The organism is Enterococcus sp. ARL09-542 (assembly GCF_005234805.1).
Taxonomy (GTDB): Bacteria; Bacillota; Bacilli; order Lactobacillales; family Enterococcaceae; genus Enterococcus_D; species Enterococcus_D gallinarum.
Genome location: NZ_QPQX01000001.1, coordinates 139,265 through 157,091 on the forward strand (window position 1 = coordinate 139,265; position 17,827 = coordinate 157,091).

14 protein-coding genes are annotated in these 17,827 nt (G+C 41.9%); 13 read left to right on the forward strand and 1 reads right to left on the reverse strand.

The window, feature by feature from the left end; genetic code table 11:
• Positions 1–2: 2 nt before the first annotated feature.
• The 6 genes from DVW06_RS00655 to DVW06_RS00680 all read left to right on the forward strand — a co-directional run bounded on the left by DVW06_RS00655 (position 3) and on the right by DVW06_RS00680 (position 7,950).
• On the forward strand, positions 3–932 hold the full coding sequence (locus DVW06_RS00655; RefSeq protein ID WP_003125618.1) for a carbohydrate ABC transporter permease: 930 nt from the start codon (positions 3–5) through the stop codon (positions 930–932).
• Positions 929–1,759: a carbohydrate ABC transporter permease gene (locus DVW06_RS00660; RefSeq protein ID WP_003125619.1), complete on the forward strand. Its 831-nt coding sequence runs from the start codon at positions 929–931 to the stop codon at positions 1,757–1,759. Before DVW06_RS00655 ends, DVW06_RS00660 begins: the two co-directional genes overlap by 4 nt.
• A gap of 41 nt (positions 1,760–1,800) precedes the next feature.
• Complete coding sequence (locus DVW06_RS00665) at positions 1,801–3,594, forward strand: glycoside hydrolase family 2 protein (RefSeq protein ID WP_137264304.1); 1,794 nt, start codon at positions 1,801–1,803, stop codon at positions 3,592–3,594.
• 171 nt (positions 3,595–3,765) lie between these two features.
• Entirely contained in the window at positions 3,766–4,848 is a 1,083-nt protein-coding gene (locus DVW06_RS00670; protein ID WP_003125621.1) for a dipeptide epimerase, read from the forward strand.
• A 2-nt stretch (positions 4,849–4,850) separates the two neighbouring features.
• Complete coding sequence (locus DVW06_RS00675; RefSeq protein WP_005470557.1) at positions 4,851–6,272, forward strand: transglutaminase-like domain-containing protein; 1,422 nt, start codon at positions 4,851–4,853, stop codon at positions 6,270–6,272.
• 34 nt (positions 6,273–6,306) lie between these two features.
• Positions 6,307–7,950, forward strand: coding sequence for a peptide ABC transporter substrate-binding protein (locus DVW06_RS00680; RefSeq protein ID WP_003125623.1), 1,644 nt, complete (start codon positions 6,307–6,309; stop codon positions 7,948–7,950).
• Between the two features lie 70 nt (positions 7,951–8,020).
• On the opposite strand, the gene DVW06_RS00685 is transcribed toward DVW06_RS00680, so the two are convergent.
• Positions 8,021–8,956, reverse strand: coding sequence for a response regulator transcription factor (locus tag DVW06_RS00685; RefSeq protein ID WP_005470561.1), 936 nt, complete (start codon positions 8,954–8,956; stop codon positions 8,021–8,023).
• Between the two features lie 270 nt (positions 8,957–9,226).
• On the opposite strand from DVW06_RS00685, the gene ptcA reads away from it, so the two are divergent.
• The 7 genes from ptcA to apf all read left to right on the forward strand — a co-directional run bounded on the left by ptcA (position 9,227) and on the right by apf (position 17,770).
• Positions 9,227–10,255 carry a putrescine carbamoyltransferase gene (ptcA, locus tag DVW06_RS00690; protein ID WP_003125626.1) on the forward strand — a complete coding sequence of 343 codons (1,029 nt, stop codon included), beginning with the start codon at positions 9,227–9,229 and terminating at the stop codon, positions 10,253–10,255.
• 223 nt (positions 10,256–10,478) lie between these two features.
• Complete coding sequence (locus DVW06_RS00695) at positions 10,479–11,897, forward strand: APC family permease (protein WP_003125628.1); 1,419 nt, start codon at positions 10,479–10,481, stop codon at positions 11,895–11,897.
• Positions 11,851–12,948 carry an agmatine deiminase gene (aguA, locus tag DVW06_RS00700; RefSeq protein ID WP_003125629.1) on the forward strand — a complete coding sequence of 366 codons (1,098 nt, stop codon included), beginning with the start codon at positions 11,851–11,853 and terminating at the stop codon, positions 12,946–12,948. Before DVW06_RS00695 ends, aguA begins: the two co-directional genes overlap by 47 nt.
• Positions 12,949–12,958: 10 nt before the next feature.
• Complete coding sequence (arcC, locus tag DVW06_RS00705; RefSeq protein WP_003125631.1) at positions 12,959–13,888, forward strand: carbamate kinase; 930 nt, start codon at positions 12,959–12,961, stop codon at positions 13,886–13,888.
• A 205-nt stretch (positions 13,889–14,093) separates the two neighbouring features.
• Positions 14,094–15,452 carry a guanine deaminase gene (guaD, locus tag DVW06_RS00710; protein WP_137264305.1) on the forward strand — a complete coding sequence of 453 codons (1,359 nt, stop codon included), beginning with the start codon at positions 14,094–14,096 and terminating at the stop codon, positions 15,450–15,452.
• Between the two features lie 46 nt (positions 15,453–15,498).
• Positions 15,499–16,785, forward strand: a complete 1,287-nt coding sequence (locus DVW06_RS00715) for a uracil-xanthine permease family protein (protein WP_172956421.1) — start codon at positions 15,499–15,501, stop codon at positions 16,783–16,785.
• A 385-nt stretch (positions 16,786–17,170) separates the two neighbouring features.
• The gene (apf, locus tag DVW06_RS00720; protein ID WP_005470564.1) at positions 17,171–17,770 is read left to right on the forward strand and encodes an aggregation-promoting factor; all 600 of its coding nucleotides are present in this window, start codon (positions 17,171–17,173) and stop codon (positions 17,768–17,770) included.
• The last annotated feature ends 57 nt before the right edge of the window (positions 17,771–17,827 follow it).

Below are 17,827 nucleotides of genomic sequence, written 5' to 3' on the forward strand. Positions count from 1 at the left end.
GAATGATCACACTTAAAACAGATGAACAATCTAAAAAGAAACAATATGATTTACACAAAGAAGAGAATCGTGCAGGGTATGCTTTTGCAGCCCCTGCAATTCTCGGATTATTGATTTTTACCATCATCCCAATGATCGTTAGTCTGATTCTTAGTTTTACAGATTATAATGTCATCGGTGATTTCAAATTTACCGGCATCGATAACTACCGTACGATTTTTATGGATGATCTTTTTTTCAAAAAATCGGTGGTTGTGACATTCACCTTTGCTTTTGGCAGTACGCTAAGTAGTTTGATCGCTGCACTAGTGATCGCATTGTTGATGAATGTCAAAGTTCGAGGACAGGCATTTTTTCGAACATTGTTCTACTTGCCGGTGGTAGTTCCAGCGGTGGCTTCAAACATTTTATGGATGTGGTTATTCAACCCGGATTTTGGCTTGCTGAATTCTGTTTTGCAATTTTTCCATTTGCCGCCGTCTAACTGGATTTTTGATGAACAAACAGCGATCCCATCTTTGATTTTAATGGCCGTATGGGGATGTGGCGGTACCGCTCTGGTTTTCTTAGCTGGGCTGCAGGATGTTCCCCAAGACCTAATGGAGGCTGTGGAAGTAGATGGCGGCAATTGGCGCCATAAATTTTTGTATGTGACATTGCCAGCCATCTCTCCCATCATTTTCTTTAACTTGGTGATGGGGTTGATTGGGTCTTTCCAGACATTCTCGCAAGCATACATTATGACTGGAGGCGGCCCCAATAATGCGACCTTGTTTTACGCATTGTTGATCTACCGGAAAGCATTCCAAGAAAATCAGTTTGGTTATGCATCCGCATTAGCATGGATCCTATTTGTGATTATTGGTTTGTTTACGATGCTGGTTTTTGGTACGGCAAAAAATTGGGTGTATTATGGAGGGCAAGAAAAATGACCATGAGAAAAGCAAAATACATGATGTATGTTCCATTAGTGGTGATTGGACTGATCTCATTGGTTCCATTTTTATGGCTAGTACGCAGCTCGTTTATGGATTCCTATGAAATTTTTGAGTTCCCCCCTAAGTGGCTGCCTGATCAATTATTATTTTCTAACTACGCAGATGTCTTTCAAGTTTTGGATCTAAAGACCTATCTCGTTAACACGTTTTTGATTATTATTCCCTGCATTATCGGGAATGTCTTTACTTCTTGCTTATGCGGTTACGCATTTGGCCGCTTGAACTTTAAATACAAGAATATGTGGTTTGCGATGGTCATTGCGACAATGATGCTTCCAGGTGCAGTGACGTTGATTCCGACATTTATGATGTGGAATAAATTAGGATTTGTAAATTCCTTTGTACCTTTGATCGCCCCAGCCTTTTTTGGCGGTGGTGGGTTCAATGTCTTTTTGATGCGACAATTTTTTGCTGGTATCCCAAAAGAATTAGATGAAGCGGCGATCCTGGATGGTGCAACCCACTGGCAGATTTTTTATAAGATCATGCTTCCGTTAGTTAAACCTGCCATGATGGTTGTAGGATTTTTTACGTTTATGAATACTTGGAATGATTTTTTTGGCCCCTTGATTTACTTGAATGATCCTAGCAAACAAACATTAGCTCTCGGATTATTGCAACTAAAAGGGCAATTTTCTTCTCAATGGAATATCATGATGGCGGCTTCTACATTAATGACGATTCCTGCGTTAGTCTTGTTTTTCTTCGGTCAAAAGTATTTCATTCAAGGAATCAGTCTTACTTCTGGAAGCAAAGGCTAGTTTGCCTCGTAATAAAAAAAATTGAAAAGGAAAGGACGACTATGAACAGACCAGAATATCCGCGCCCACAATTTGAACGAAGGAAATGGCTGAATTTAAACGGTAAGTGGCAATTTGATTTTACCGACAACTTAGAGGAACAACAGCCACAAGCATTGACACAGATGATCGAAGTTCCTTATGTCTTTCAGTCCAAGCAAAGTGGAATTGAAATCAAAAGCTTTCATGACGGTGTTTGGTATCAGCGAGAGCTGATGGTGCCAGATACTTGGCAAGACAAACGTTTATTGTTACATTTCGGCGCTGTCGATTACCATTGCTGGGTCTACATCAACCATCAGTTAGTAGGGGAACACATTGGCGGACACACCTCATTTTCTTTTGATGTGACTCACTATTTGACCTTTGACAAAGATCTACTCACACTAAAGGTCTTTGATCAATCAACAGATGAAGAAATACCAAGAGGCAAGCAATATTGGCAGGAACATTCTGCTGCTATCTGGTATACCCGAACAACGGGTATCTGGCAGACGGTGTGGTTGGAGGCAGTTGACAAAAACGGCTATTTAGAAAAGGTCTTTTATACCAGTGAGTTTGATCGGGGATCCGTAGAGATCGCCTATCATTATGCTGGTGATTTGACGGATAAAGAATTGTGTACCAGAATTTATTACGGCGAAGAGCTGATCGTTTCTGATCGCCAGCAGTTGACCGAGCACCAGTTCACACGCTCTTACAGTCTATTCAATCAAAAGATCGACCGCAGTGACTTTCACGGTCGCGGATGGACTTGGACTCCAGAGACCCCGAATCTCTTTGATGTCGTCTTTGATGTTTGGTCACAAGGAAAGTGTATCGATACCGTTAAAAGCTATTTTGGCATGCGAAAAATTCATATTCAAGATGGCATGGTCCACTTAAATAACCGCCCGTATTATCAGAAACTAGTGTTGGATCAGGGCTACTGGCCCACAAGTCTCATGACAGCTCCTACAGATGAAGATTACAAGAAAGATATCGAATTAGCCAAAGCAATGGGCTTCAACGGCTGTCGCAAACATCAAAAAGTAGAGGACCCCCGTTTTTTGTTTTGGGCAGATCAGTTAGGATTCATTGTTTGGGGAGAATGTGCCTCACCGAGTGTTTATACACGAACTAGCGGGGGGAAAGTGATGGCTGAATGGCAAGAGATCATCGACCGTGACTACAATCATCCTTGTATCACAACTTGGGTACCGATCAATGAAAGCTGGGGGGTACCGAACATTAGTGTCGATCGTCAGCAACAGCATTTTTCGCAGGCGATTTATCACTTGATCCATTCTTTAGATCCTACTCGATTGGTTATCTCAAATGATGGCTGGGAGATGACAGAAAGTGATATTTGTGGGATTCACAGCTATGTTCATGGAACGAAAGAAGAACTGGAGAAATACGACCATTTTGCGGCGAGTTTGCGAACAAAAGATACGATTTTAACTTCTGAACCCAATCGCAGAAAAATTTATTGTCCAGGATTTCAACATCAAGATGTTCCTATCTTGTTAACAGAATTTGGCGGGATCGGCTATGATACAGGGGCTCAAGGCTGGGGATATACCAATGCAGCTAATGAAGCAGAGTTTATTCAGGACTATCAGCGGGTGATTGATGCTGTCTATCAGTCAGAAATTCTTCACGGCTTTTGTTATACGCAGTTGACGGATGTGGAACAGGAAAAAAACGGTTTGTTAACAGCTGATCGACAACCAAAGTGTCCGCTTGATACAATCAAACAAATCAATGTTCGTTGGCATCCGACGATTATTAATAAAATACAATTATCTGATTAAAAGAGCAAATTTGTGCTCTTTTTTTGTTATTAAATTTACTGCTCAAAGGAGATAAGTTGGTAGAGTTATGCATAATCTGTATAAAAATAAAATTCAGAAAATTCAGAAAAAGTGTTGAAAAGAAAAAAACGGAATGATATAGTCAGTTTTAAGTTAGAGGGGGGAATGAAGATGAAAATTGAACGTGTGGAAATTGCTGCAAATAAAATGATGCTGCGCAAGCCATTTAAAATTGCATTAGGCGTTATTACTGAGGTCAGCAATTTGACCATTAAAGTGATCACTGACACAGGGGACTTTGGGATCGGTGAGGCAACACCTGAACCCTTAGTGACAGGGGAGACACTTGAAGGCTGTGAAGCTGCTCTAAAGTTATTGGCTGATGCATTAACTGGAGAAGATCCACGGCAATTAAGCCGGATCCATAGCATCATGAACCAGTGCATGAAAGGCAATGGGTCTGCCAAAGCAGCTCTCGATATGGCTTGCTATGATCTATTGGGAAAAAGTACAGGACTGCCTTTGTACCAGTTGTTAGGCGGTCAGGATAACCAAGTAGAGACAGATATGACGATTTCCATCGATACTCCAGAAGTGATGGCAGAGAATGCTCAATTGTTTGTGGAACAAGGATTTACTGCACTGAAGATCAAAGTCGGATTGGATGAGAAAGACGATATTGAACGAGTAAAACAAATTCGGGCAGCTGTCGGTCCAGCCATCGAATTGAGAATTGATGCCAACCAAGGTTGGCGAGCAAAGCAGGCAATAAAAATGATTGAACAGTTGCAGAAATATGACATCGCTTTTTTTGAGCAACCAACACCTGCTAGTGACATTGATGGATTAGCCTTTATCAGAACTCAAGTCAACCAACAGATCATGGCAGATGAAGCGGCATTTGTACCCCAAGATGCGTTATCATTGATCAAAAAAGATGCAGTAGATGCGGTCAATATCAAATTGATGAAATGTGGCGGCATCTATCCAGCGTTACAGATCAATAGTATTTGCGAAGCTGCGAATATCCCTTGTATGGTAGGTTGTATGGCAGGGGAGACCAATATTAGTATCGCAGCGGCAGCTCACTTTGTTGCTGCACAAAAAAATGTTCGTTTCGCTGACCTTGACGCGACGTTTGATTTAGCAGTTCTTGCGTATGAAGGGGTTGTTGGTACAGAAAAAACACCGGTGATTCAACTTAATGAAGCGGCTGGATTAGGCGTTAAACAAAAAGAGGAGGTGGCGCAGTGAGTATGGATCCTAATGATCTATCCAATCTAGTGGTTCCTTTGCCAGAAGACATTCAACGAGCCAAAGATTTTGGTGATTTTTCTTTAACACGTAGACTCATTCATCAGAAGCTGAACAATGCCCGTATCAGTGAAGTCTTAAAAGATCGTTTGCAAACGGAATTAAAGGTTTTGACTGTTTTTGAAGCAAAGCAATATCCCTATGAAGAAACGAAAGCTCTGGAGATGATGCAACAGTCCTTTGTCGATTTTCAGCGAGAAGAACTGGATCGCTTAGTGGAAGCAGGAGAGGTTGAATGGATCTACTTGAACGGCAAAAAAGTTTTCCATGAACGCTTTATTGCTAATCTCGTTAAGACGCGCTCAGACTATTATACGCGCTATTTATTTGAGGAAGAAAACGGAATTGACAGTGCCAGACAAGTAGAACTGGATGAGAATGTAGAAAAAATGAAACAACTCGGACAAAGGACTGCTCGAATCGTTTTGAAACAATCACTTAGACCACTAACAACGCTTAATAAAGAAGACGGTCCTTTCTTGACGCACATTCCTTTGCCTCGAGACACTGGAAAGGTAGCAAATGCCAAGATTCTTCAGACAAAAGGAGCGGTCAAGCAGATTGATCCCTTCGCTGCACCACAGCGAACGATCGCATTTGAAACCAACGACCCTTCCTCAATTGAAGCGACTGTGGAACACAGCTATGAATTGACGGCTGTTTATACGGATTTATTCCAGTTGTTGGATGAGCAAACCATGATTCGTGAGTTGACTGAGTCGGAAAAAAACGCATTTGCATCAGCGCTCAATGAATTCGCTCCCCATATTCAATTTACGCCTTTTCTACAGCAATTATTGCAGGAAATTTTGCCGGAAGCAAAAAATCCCTTGGAACGTGCGTATGCGATTTATCATTTTGTGACCACCAAAGTGACCTATTCATTTATGCGAGAATATTATGCGATTCCGAATATCAGTGAGTACTGCGCAGTCAATCAGAAAGGAGACTGCGGGGTTCAAGCACTTTTATTTATCACTTTGTGTCGTATGGCGAATATCCCAGCTGAATGGGAGTCGGGTTTATATGTTTCAGAATTTTTTGTGGGCCCTCATGACTGGGCGCGCTTCTATCTACCAGAGTACGGTTGGCTTTATGTAGATGTTTCGTTTGGGGGCAGCGCATTTCGAGGCGGAAATGAAGAGCGCTGGCTTTATTATTTTGGAAACCTAGATATTTTTCGCTTACCTGCTAATAACTGTATTCAAGGGGGATTTACCGTAGCGAAGCAATTCTTACGAGCAGACCCCATCGACAATCAGCGGGGAGAATTTGAGTCTGCCAAGAAAGGCTACCGATATGATGAGCTGGATTGGCAAGCTGAATTGATTGAGATGACGATTTTAGAAAAAGCGCTTCGATAAGCGGTTGGGACGCATGTAAAAAAGGAGGACGTAAATGAGGAATAAAGGAAAAAAAAGAATGATGTTTTTGTTGGTTGTTGCTAGCGTCATCGGTTTTTCAGGTTGTAGTTATCAGAAAGAATCCAAAGCGACTGCCCAAGCGAGCAGTGTGGTCAATTTGATGGAACAAAGCGAAATCGGATCAATGGATACACTCTCTACACAAGATACGGCAAGTATCAATGCCCAAGTCAATGTCTTTGATGGATTGTATCAAATCGATGACACCAATAAGGTCGCACCGGCTATCGCCAAAGATTTCCCCAACATATCCGACGATGGTCTGACTTACACAATCACGTTGAGAGAAGATGCTACTTGGAGTAATGGGGAGCCAGTGACGGCTAAAGATTTTATTTATGCTTGGCAACGGCTAGCCACGCCAGCCAATCAAGCAAACTACATGTTTTTATTGGACGGTACATTTAAAAATGGCACCGAAATCATCAATGGGGAAAAAGACCCTTCTGAACTAGGTGCGAAAGCTACGGACGAGTACACGATCGAGATCCAATTGGAACAGCCAGTTCCTTATTTGACTTCGATATTGGCCTTTACTCCATTTTTTCCACAAAATGAAGCTTTTGTCACCGAAAAAGGGGATGCTTATGGCACATCAAGTGAAAATATTTTAACTAATGGCCCCTTTTTGATGAAAAATTGGGATCAAGCTTCCTCTACATGGGATTTGGAAAAAAATGAAGACTACTACAATCGTGATGCCATCAAACTGGAGAATATCCATTATGAAGTGATCAAAGAAGCTGTTACAGGATATAATCTTTTCAACGAAGGACAGTTGGATATGGCGGATATTTATGGGGAATACGTGAAGCAAAATGCCGCTAACGAAGAACTACAGACGGTGCTGACCTCTTATATCCACTATTTCAAGATGAATCAGAAAAGAGATGGTAAAGATACGATCTTTGCCAATGAAAATGTACGAAAAGCCGTTTATTATGCGATTGATAAAGAAGCTTTAGTCAAAGATGTCTTATCAGATGGATCAGAAGCAATCAATGGGTTTATTCCGAATAACTTTGTCTTCAATCCGGAAACTGGCAAAGATTTTCGAGAAGATGCGCCTCTCGAAGGACCGGATAAAGCCACTGCACTCGCTTACTGGCAAAAAGCCACTGCTGATATTGGGGATAAGATCTCCATCGAGATGTTAACCAAAGACACTGATGCAGATAAAAAAGTGGCTGAATTCATCCAGGATCAGTTACAGACAGTCTTACCGGGCTTGACCGTTGAAATCAAGTCTGTCCCATTGAATAATTCGATTGAATTGACACGAAAAAGCGATTACGAGTTAGCTATCGGAACATGGGGACCAGATTATCAAGACCCGATGACGTACCTTTACAATCTCGTTTCACCGAATAACACGAATTATGAAAATAAAGACTATGACCAGTTGATTGCTGATAGCAATACGACCTATGCCAATGATTTAGCGACACGTTGGGATACGATGATCAAAGCAGAAAAACTATTAGTAGAAGAAACCGCCGGGATTGTCCCAATCTACCAAAGAGCTCGTAGTATTATGGTCAATCCTTCCCTGAAAGGTGTGTACTATCCAACTTTCGGACCGTCAACGATCATCAAGTATGCATATATGGAAGAATAAGCCGTTCAGAGCAATGAATGACTGGTTTTTAAACTTTAAAAGGCCTGGAAGCGATCCTTCCAGGTCTTTTTTAGGCAGCTGCCTCATGGGTCTCTTTGTACTTTTCAAAAAGAATCATAATTTGCGTGCGTTTTTTTATCTCAAGTTTGATAAAAATGTTATGAACATGGGTTTTGACCGTTCCCAATGAAAGAAAGAGCTGATCGGCGATTTCCTGATTGGTTTGATGGGACAACAGCAACGCAAAGATTTCCGTTTCTCGTTGGGTAAACTGATGAATACGGCAAAAGTTTTGAATCAAGAGAGAGGCGTCTTGCTCTTGCGGTTTTTCTTCCTGTGGTTGGCGTTCTTTGATAAAGAAGTGCAGTAATAATATACAAACAACAATCGAAAAGATATCCTCTGAAATACTGCGATTATAAATCTTTGTCGCTAACGAGCTGTACTGGTCGACATTGAAAATCACGAAGCTATCTTCAATTATGATCAAAATACTAAAGAAGAGATTGATGATCATCAACTGTTTTAAATAGCGTTTGTTCAGTAGAGGGAGCTTCTTTTTGGTCCCTTGCCAACAATAAATTCCTAGATAAAAAAGGAAGAGTTGATTACCCAGATAATAGAGCCAAACTTTAAATGCTGAGTTTTCCATCAGTGGGGTCGTAATCATCCAAATGGCCAAAACGATCAATAGCGTATAATGGAGGGGAGAGGGTTTTTCTTTGTGTAGTTCGGCAAGAATAGAAATGGAGAAAAAGGCATTTCCCATAAATATAATAGTTTTAACTGCTGGTGCACTCATAAATGCTTGATCATAACTTTGGGCAAAGGAATTGAGAAATTCCGTCATATAAATAATTGTATTGTCAAAAATAAAGAATGCCAGATACAAACTAATCCAAAGAAATAATTTGTTTTTTTCTTTTAAGTAAGAATAAATAGCAAAAGTCATCGTGATTGAATATAGAATGATCAATAAAATATTGTATATAAAAATAGCTATCATATTGAATCCCCTTTCAATTTTTCTTACACCAATTTTCTTATCCTAATTATAACACCATTTGTTTTTTCTTTACTTTTAATTCCGCTAAACTTTCCTCTAAACTTTTGTAAACCCTTGGAAAATAACTGGTTTATATCCAAAAATAAACTTGTCCTCAGCAAGTATAGAATAAGTGTGATAACGTTTACAACTAATAGCTTATCGTAAACTCCGCCTTTTTTACCTAAAGTGAAGATGCAAAAGCAAACAAATCACTTAGGAGGTTTCATTATGGAAAAAAGAGATTTTATTACAACGGAAAATTACACGAAGGAGGAGATCCAACAAATCGTTGACCTGTCATTGAAAATCAAAGCGGCCATCAAAAATGGTTATTACCCCCCTTTACTAAAGAACAAAGTATTAGGGATGATTTTCCAACAATCATCTACCAGAACTCGGGTTTCTTTTGAAACAGCAATGACACAATTAGGAGGACATGCAGAATATCTCGCACCAGGACAAATTCAATTGGGTGGTCATGAAACAATAGAAGACACAAGCCGTGTTCTTTCTCGTTTAGTTGACATTTTGATGGCTCGCGTGGAACGGCATCATAGTGTGTATGACTTAGCAACGAATGCGACGATCCCAGTTATTAATGGTATGTCTGACTTCAACCATCCAACGCAGGAACTTGGCGATCTTTGCACCATGATCGAACATCTTCCAGCAGGCAAAAAAATCGAAGACTGCAAGATTTCCTTTATTGGTGATGCCACACAAGTCTGTTTCTCTTTAGGATTGATTGCAACAAAAATGGGGATGGAATTCGTTCAATTTGGTCCAGAAGGGTTCCAGTTAAACGAAGACCATCGCGCACGATTAGACGCGATTTGTAAAGATTCTGGCGGTTCCTATACGATATCAGATCAAATCGATGTGATCGAAGGTTCGGATTTTGTTTATACAGATGTTTGGTATGGACTGTATGAAGCAGAATTATCAGAAGAGGAACGCATGCGTATTTTTTACCCTAAATACCAAGTGAACGCTGACTTGATGAAACGCGCTGGTGAACAAGCGAAATTTATGCACTGCTTACCTGCCACTCGTGGAGAAGAAGTCACGGATGAGGTCATGGATGGACCAAACTCGATCTGTTTTGATGAAGCAGAAAACCGGTTAACGTCGATTCGCGGTCTCTTAGTGTACTTGATGCGAGATTATGCGGATAAAAATCCAATCGACGAGACCAAAAAAGCAGCGGCTGAAAAAGACTTGGAAGTTTTGTTAGATGAAACTAGACGCAAGAGATGAGGAAAGGAAATAGTCTGCGTATCAAGGGGATGCGTGAAGACTGTTTTGGTTCTTGAGGAGGGGCCAACGAACTGCGAATCGATTCTTTTGAGCGGAAGCTCGTTCTAATAATGTCGCAGCTTATGTGCTGAACTGGGATTCACGAGAGAGAAATCCGCTAGTTGCAAGAATCCTTCAATCGTTGGTCAACCCTTATTCCCTTGTACCGGAAAGGAAGAAAACAATGGGAGAAAAGAAAAAATTTAGTTTGATGAGTGCTATCTTATCGGTTATTTGTGTTGTATTTGTGGCAGAAGCGGCTGCACCGGTAGCAGCAATCGGAAATTCACAGTTTTTTTGGTGGATCTTTCTATTGGTTGCGTTCCTTTTGCCCTATGGGTTAATCTCATCAGAATTAGGAACAACGTATATTGGTGATGGCGGTATTTATGATTGGGTGACACAAGCTTTCGGTCATCGCTGGGGTTCTCGGGTTTCTTGGTACTACTGGATCAATTATCCATTATGGTTAGCCTCTCTAGCCGTAGTCTGTCCTGACTTGTTGACGACTATCACAGGTCGTGAATTTTCCACGGTGGCTGCTATCGTGATCGAACTGATTTTTATATGGGTCATCGTTTGGATCAGTTTTTATCCGGTCAGTGACAGTGTGTGGATTTTGAATGGGGCAGCAGTGATCAAGATGCTGTTAGCAATCTTGATTGGTGGCTTAGGTCTCTATACGGCCCTTACCAAAGGTGTTGCGAATGAGTTCACTCTTTCTTCGATGGTGCCAAGCTTCAATTTGAATAGTTTGTCTTTTATCTCGGTAATCATTTTTAACTTATTAGGATTCGAAGTGATTTGTACATTTGCAAGTGACATGGAAAACCCTAAGAAGCAAATTCCTCAATCGATCATTGCCGGTGGACTGGTGATTGCCGCCATTTACATTTTTTCTGCTTTCGGGATCGGTGTAGCGATTCCTACGGATCAAATCAGTACCGGCAGTGGATTGATGGATAGTTTTAAATTATTGACAGGATCAACAGGCGGCTGGTTCATTATTTCGATGGCCTTTTTGTTCTTGCTGACATTGTTTGGCAACATGATTTCTTGGTCGTTAGGGGTCAATAATACTGCTTGCTATGCGGCCGAAAATGGCGATATGCCGAAAGTATTTGCCAAACGCAGCAAAAAAAATGGCATGCCTACTGGTGCGGCAATTATGAATGGTATCGTTGCTTCTATCGTCGTCGTCATCGCCCCAATTTTACCAAATCAAGATTTATTCTGGGCATTTTTCTCACTGAACCTAGTAATGTTCCTACTATCGTATGTCCCTGTGTTTCCTGCGTTTTATAAATTACGTAAAATTGATCCAGACACACCTCGACCTTTCAAGGTGAGCGGCAGCGATTTGTTCTTGAAGGTATTAGTCGCACTACCGATGATCATGATCGTGATCTCATTGATTTTCACAGCGCTTCCTTTGCAATTTGACGCTGAATCACTGAGTCAGCAATTACCAATCACGATTGGAGCAATTGTATTTGCCCTCGTTGGTGAAGCCATTATCTGGATCAAAAAAATCAAAAAAGAAGGAGTGCTGTATCATGGCGAAACGAATCGAAAAGACCACACCGAAACAAGACGGGTTTAGAATGCCCGGAGAGTTTGAACCACAAGAGAAAGTATGGATGATTTGGCCAGAGCGCCCGGATAACTGGCGTGATGGGGGCAAACCAGCTCAAGAAGCATTTGCTGAAGTCGCAAAAGCGATCAGCAAATTCACGCCAATGAATGTGGTCGTGTCGCAACAACAATATCAAAACTGCCGTCGTCAATTGCCTGCAGACATCACTGTCTATGAAATGTCCAATAACGATGCATGGATTCGTGACTGTGGTCCTAGCTTTGTCATCAACGACAAAGGCGAATTACGAGGCAATGACTGGGGATTTAATGCTTGGGGCGGATTAGTCGATGGCTTGTATTTTCCTTGGGATCAAGATGATTTAGTTGCTCAAAAGATCTGTGAGATCGAGCAAGTGGATTCTTATCGGACGGAAGGGTTTATTTTAGAAGGGGGATCCTTCCATGTCGATGGGGAAGGCACTGTGTTAACGACGGAGATGTGTTTGTTGAGTGATGGCCGGAACCCCCATATGACAAAAGCAGAAATCGAACAAAAATTATGCGACTACTTGAACTGTGAGAAGGTCCTTTGGTTAGCTGACGGGATCGATCCGGAAGAAACCAATGGACATGTGGATGACGTGGCATGTTTTGTACGTCCTGGAGAAGTGGCTTGTATCTATACTGAAGATAAAAACAGCCCATTTTATGAAGCGGCTCAAGCTGCATACAAGCGTTTGAATGAAATGACCGATGCCAAAGGCCGCAAATTAAAAGTTCATAAGCTTTGCTGCCCAGTAGAAAATGTCACGATCAATGGGGATTTCAAGATTGATTACGTAGAAGGAACCATGCCGCGAGAAGATGGCGACATTTGTATTGCTTCTTATATGAACTTTCTAATTACAAACAACGGTGTGATCGTTCCTCAATACGGAGACGAAAATGATGCGCGGGCACTTGAAGAAATAGCAGAGATTTTCCCAGATAAAGAAGTTGTGGGCGTAAATACAGTTGAGATCGTATACGGTGGCGGGAATATTCACTGTATCACGCAACAACAACCGCAAAGATAGGAGGAGACGTATGTCAAAAATTGTCATCGCTTTAGGCGGAAATGCTTTAGGCGACTCTGCGCACGAACAATTGACCAAAGCCCAAGTGGCAGCAAAATCGATTGCTGATCTAATCAGTGACGGCCATCACGTGGTGATTGCTCACGGGAATGGTCCTCAAGTTGGCAAAATTCGCTTAGCATTTGAGGAAACCAGCAAAACGCAAGAAGACGTCATGCCATTTCCTGAATGCACAGCTATGAGTCAAGGGTACATCGGTTACCATTTGCAACAAGCGATTGATGAAGAGCTTGTTTCTCGCGGATTGGCACATATTCCGGTCGTTTCCATGTTGACGCAAGTGGTGGTCGATCCAGCTGATCCAGCTTTTACGAATCCAACGAAACCAATCGGTGGCTACTATAGTGAAGCTAAGGCTCAGCAATTAATGACTGAAAGCGGCGACACTTATATAGAAGATGCAGGCCGAGGTTGGCGTCGGGTCGTTCCTTCTCCTAAACCAGTGGACATTTATGAAAAAATCAGTCTAAAAACATTAGTAGATGCAGGTCAAGTGGTGATTGCATGTGGCGGAGGCGGCATACCAGTGGTTTATGAAGGCACTCGCTATAAAGGAGTTGACGCGGTGATTGACAAAGACTTTGCTGCAGCCAAGATGGCGGTACTGATCGATGCGGATATCTTTATTATCTTAACCGCTGTTGACCAAGTCTTTGTCAACTATGGTCAACCAGATCAACGAGGATTGACAACAGCCACTGTCGCTGAAATGCAAACGTACATTGACCGAAATCAATTTGCACCTGGTAGTATGTTGCCAAAAGTGGAAGCAGCGATCGCATTTGCTGCTTCCAAGGATGGGCGTCAAGCAGTGATCGCTTCATTGGAAAAAGCGGCGGAAACTTTAGCTGGCAATAGTGGTACGACAATTCAGCTTTAAGTGAAGGAAAGACATTTGGTGAACACACCAAATGTCTTTTTTTTGCCTTAAAAACGAACATTAGATTCTTTTTGTCAGGATTAATGTACGGTTTTTATTGAAAAAAATCCGAATGAATGTAAAATAAAACCATTGATGCTTATTTTAATGAAAACTGCTAATGTCAAAGCAGCAGTCTGATGCAGTTTGTTAAAGGAGAAAACTTATGTCAATAACAAAATATTTTAAAGGTTCTATATTTCATACACCCACAGATGGCGTGCTGGAATACTTAGAGGATGTCCTCATTTGCGTGGATGCTGAAGGGATGATCAAAAGGGTGGTCACAACAGAACAATCAGACTATCCAGAAATGCTGGCAGCTGCCAAACAAGGAATGCTAGTTGAATTGCAGAAGGGACAGTATTTTTTACCGGGATTCGTCGACTTGCACGTTCATGCACCCCAATGGCCGCAAGCAGGAGTTGCATTGGATGAGCCGTTGAATGTATGGCTAGATGAGTGTACCTTCCCGTTGGAAGCAAAATACGCGGACTCAAGTTTTGCTTCAGAAGTGTACCAAGATTTAGTTGCGCAACTACTGGCTCGAGGAACAACGACGGTTCTTTATTTTGCGACCGTTCATTTGGAAGCAAGTGTACAATTAGCCAAGATTTGTGCTGAGAAGGGTCAACGAGGGCTAGTGGGGAAAGTAGTCATGGATGATCCCGACGCGAACCCAGATTTTTATCGAGATACCTCAACTGCTACGGCACTAGCAGAGACCGAAACCTTCATTAAAGAAGTCCAAAAGTTGGCAAAAACGACACGTCAAGGAGTCTATCCAGTAGTGACACCACGATTCGTCCCAAGCTGCACGGATGAAGGTCTGGCTGGGTTAGGACAACTCGCACAAAAATACGATGTCCATGTACAATCCCATTGCAGTGAAGGCCAATGGGAACACGATCACGTCTTGGAACGATTTGGTAAAACCGACACAGAAGTCTTGCGGGATTTTGGCTTACTGGGAGAAAAAGCTGTGATGGCTCATTGTAATTTTATCGATGAAAAAGATGGTGAGATCTTTGTGGAAACAGGGACTGCTGTTGCTCACTGCCCGATTTCCAATGCGTACTTTGCCAATGGTGTGATCCCTATCAATCGGCTTAAAGAACAAGGCGTAACGATTGGACTAGGCACAGATATCTCCGGCGGCTTTTCTCCAAGTTTGTATGACAATATCAAGCAAGCTGTTATGTCTTCCCGCATGTTAGAAGACGGTGTGGATGTTACATTGCCCCAAACGAATCGAGGTGTTGCGAATGCGCGTATCTCAGTCATCGACGCTTTTTCATTGGCGACAAAAGGAGGGGGCGAAGCGCTACGACTACCGATTGGTCTTATCAAGGAAGGCTACGCTTGCGACCTTCAAGTGATCGATACTTGTTATTCTGGTAATCCATTGCCAGCTTTTGGTGTACTGAACCAACCGAAAGAACAATTACAAAAGATTTTGTATCTAGCAACGGCTGAAAACATTCGTCAGGTCTGGGTGCAAGGAAAAAAAGTACATGAAAAATGAGGAGATTGATACTGTGGAAACCAGAAGTAATCGTTTAACGATCGGAATGAATGAAGATATACCTTTAGGACAAGCCATTGTTCTTGGCTTACAACACGTGTTGGCAATGGATGTGTATGTCCCACCCTTTATTATTGCAACTGCTGTTGCCATGAGCTCGTCGGATGCAGCCGGGCTGATCCAATCCACCTTTTTAGGTGCTGGGATTGCTTCGCTGATCCAAGTTCTCTTTTTCTTGAAATTGCCCGTCTGTCAAGGGCCGTCCTTTGTACCAGTAGGCGCAATCATTGGTATCTATTTTGGAGCGCAAGGTATGGATACTGTCTTAGGAGCTAGTATTGTCGGGGCATTGGCTGTTATTCTTTTAGGGATGACAGGGATCTATAAGTATATTGTCCGCAACTTTATTCCCACGATCGTCAGTGGCACGATTATCATGATCGTTGGACTGACATTGTTACCTACAGCTTTTACCAGCAACATTTATCCAGCTACTGAGACATTATCGGCTAATCAGAACATGTTTTTGGCTGCAGTGACAGCAGCAATTTTGATTTTATTCTCGATGTTAGGTGATTACTTCCCTCGTTTAGGTAAATATTTCCGGATTAGCTCGGTGATTATTGCCTTAATGATCGGGACGCTGATTGCTTGGTTCATGGGCGGCGTAGGCTTCCAGTCTGTTGCGGATGCTTCATTTTTCAGTTTGCCAAAACTTATTTTCGTCAATTATGGTCTTCATTTTGATGTTTCAGCTATTTTGACGATGCTGGTGATTTATATGGTATTACTAGCAGAAACAACAGGAACTTGGTATGCCGTCAGCTCTGTCACTGAGGAAGCTGTGACAGATGAACAAATCAATAAAGGTGTCATTGGTGAAGGAATCGGTTGCCTGGTGGCTGCTTTAGTAGGAACGACACCAGTGACGGGGTATTCAACAAATGCCGGTATCATTTCCATTACTGGGGTTGCCAGTAAAAAAGTCTTTGTGATGGCTTCCTGCTGGTTCATCCTCTTGTCATTTGTCGGCAAGTTATCAGCGTTGATCCATGCCGTACCTTCAGCGGTAATCGGTGGTGTCTTCGCAGTTGTCTGTGTGATCATTTTGCTTAGCGGCTTTCGAGTGATCAAGAATGAAGAGTTTTCTGAACGTGAACTCTATATTATTGGTGTTCCGCTAATCTTAGCGATCGGTCTTTTGTTCATGCCGGCTGAGATCAAACAAGAAACTCCGCAATTTCTACAATACTTATTGGATTCACCGATTGCGTTAAGTGCGATTGCTGCTATTGTGATGAATAAGTTGATTCCAGTGAAAAAAACGGTTTGATAAAGTGTCAGCGAAAGATGCTGCAGCAAGTGAACGCCTGCTCCAATCGATGCAACAAGCATTCATGGAAACGCGCTGTTCAGCTGCAGCTTTTTTTGTTACGACTGTGTGTAAATTCATCCAATTTGTAACAATTCACAAATAAAAAAGAGGGGATTCACTTTTATTGAAATAAAATAACTAATTTATATTTTTATGTTGATAATCGTTGTTGATTCAAAAGGAATTACGCGACGCTTACGAAACGTAAGGAACTCGACGCATTCGTAATCATCTGTAACGAGATTTTCACCTATGAAATATTCTCTGGTGTTAGACTAGTCTATGCGTTGGAGATTTCTCCTGCGATAGACTATAAACGCTACAAGATGAGGAGAATTATTTTATGAAGTCATTGAAAACTGTTTTGCTTAGTACAGCTGTCCTTGCAGGTCTGGGTGTGTTTCTAGGTGGACAAGATGCGTTTGCTGATGAAGAATACACGGTGCAATCTGGGGATACACTATCTACGATTGCCTATAACTATTTTGGCACCTCAGAAGCCGTTGATAAAATTGTTGAAGCAAACGGCATTACGAACAAAAACTTGATCTATGTTGGTGAAACACTGGTCTTACCAACAGACGATGCCAGCTATACAATTGAACGTTCTTCAGCAGCTGCAGAATCATCAGTCACTTATGAAGAACCAGCTTCACAACCTGCCAGCAGCCAACAAACAAGCCCAAGCTCATCTGCATCAAGCAGTTCTGCAGCAACAGGCTCAGAAGCTTCAGCTAAAGAATGGATCGCGAACAAAGAATCTGGCGGTTCTTATACAGCAACAAATGGCCAATACTATGGACGTTATCAGTTGACTAACTCTTACTTGAATGGGGACTATTCAGCGGCCAATCAAGAAAAAGTAGCCGATAATTATGTTGCTTCACGTTATGGTTCATGGTCTGCAGCAAAAGCATTCTGGGAAGCTAACGGTTGGTATTAATCAAGCCAAACATTCATACGTATCACAGACTCGCTTAGCGGGTCTGTTTTTTTATCT

Excerpts from the sequence above, each read along its gene's own strand:
- guaD (WP_137264305.1), top strand. The coding sequence starts at position 14,094 with ATGTCAATAACAAAATATTTTAAAGGTTCTATATTTCATACACCCACA.
- ptcA (WP_003125626.1), top strand. The coding sequence starts at position 9,227 with ATGGAAAAAAGAGATTTTATTACAACGGAAAATTACACGAAGGAGGAG.
- DVW06_RS00665 (WP_137264304.1), top strand. The coding sequence starts at position 1,801 with ATGAACAGACCAGAATATCCGCGCCCACAATTTGAACGAAGGAAATGG.
- DVW06_RS00675 (WP_005470557.1), top strand. The coding sequence starts at position 4,851 with ATGGATCCTAATGATCTATCCAATCTAGTGGTTCCTTTGCCAGAAGAC.
- DVW06_RS00685 (WP_005470561.1), bottom strand. The coding sequence starts at position 8,956 with ATGATAGCTATTTTTATATACAATATTTTATTGATCATTCTATATTCA.
- DVW06_RS00660 (WP_003125619.1), top strand. The coding sequence starts at position 929 with ATGACCATGAGAAAAGCAAAATACATGATGTATGTTCCATTAGTGGTG.
- DVW06_RS00655 (WP_003125618.1), top strand. The coding sequence starts at position 3 with ATGATCACACTTAAAACAGATGAACAATCTAAAAAGAAACAATATGAT.
- DVW06_RS00715 (WP_172956421.1), top strand. The coding sequence starts at position 15,499 with ATGAATGAAGATATACCTTTAGGACAAGCCATTGTTCTTGGCTTACAA.
- apf (WP_005470564.1), top strand. The coding sequence starts at position 17,171 with ATGAAGTCATTGAAAACTGTTTTGCTTAGTACAGCTGTCCTTGCAGGT.
- aguA (WP_003125629.1), top strand. The coding sequence starts at position 11,851 with ATGGCGAAACGAATCGAAAAGACCACACCGAAACAAGACGGGTTTAGA.
- arcC (WP_003125631.1), top strand. The coding sequence starts at position 12,959 with ATGTCAAAAATTGTCATCGCTTTAGGCGGAAATGCTTTAGGCGACTCT.
- DVW06_RS00670 (WP_003125621.1), top strand. The coding sequence starts at position 3,766 with ATGAAAATTGAACGTGTGGAAATTGCTGCAAATAAAATGATGCTGCGC.
- DVW06_RS00695 (WP_003125628.1), top strand. The coding sequence starts at position 10,479 with ATGGGAGAAAAGAAAAAATTTAGTTTGATGAGTGCTATCTTATCGGTT.
- DVW06_RS00680 (WP_003125623.1), top strand. The coding sequence starts at position 6,307 with ATGAGGAATAAAGGAAAAAAAAGAATGATGTTTTTGTTGGTTGTTGCT.